General features: G+C 50.7%; 1 protein-coding gene. It reads right to left on the bottom strand.

Annotated features, from left to right (window positions below; genetic code table 11):
- On the bottom strand, positions 1–533 hold a 533-nt coding region (locus DN062_RS18435), incomplete at both ends, for an IS66 family transposase (protein ID WP_239995865.1).

The raw sequence follows: 533 nt of genomic DNA, 5'->3' as shown, positions 1-533 counted from the left end.
CGTCCTCGACTGGACGAGAAGGTAAACACGACCTCATCCTGATCACCATAGAGTGGCCAGAACCAGCTTTGCTTGAGTTTACCTTTTGTCGCCTTGCCTGCCTTGATCGGCGTTTCATCCATGGCTAACACTTTGCTGCGCAGTATATTTGCCAACTGAGCCTCAACGATGGGGCGTAATAGTTCGATAGGACGCTGAGTTAGCGTGGTCAAGGTGGTGCGGCTCGTCGTGATGCCGGAGTGGCCCATGCGTTGATGTTGGCGATACAACGGTAGGTGATACAGGAACTTATCGACCAGCAGACCGACTAGCAAACTGACATCGGCAAAACTCCGATCCAATACATTGAACGGAACTGGACTTGGCAAGGGTTGTTTGGCCCCCTTACGTTTAATAATTGGGCGATCATATTGCAACACCACATAACTGGACGGACGCTGCGCCAAACGGAAGGTGCTTTTGGTGCCAATCACCTCGAACTGATCTGCATCAGGTCCTTCAAGTTCTGGCGTTGACAATGAGATCACTTTAAT

It is taken from the genome of Nitrincola tibetensis (assembly GCF_003284585.1).
In the GTDB taxonomy this organism is placed as follows: Bacteria; Pseudomonadota; Gammaproteobacteria; order Pseudomonadales; family Balneatricaceae; genus Nitrincola; species Nitrincola tibetensis.
The sequence above is the reverse complement of the archived record's forward strand: the minus strand, read 5'-3'. Positions and strand labels throughout refer to the sequence as shown.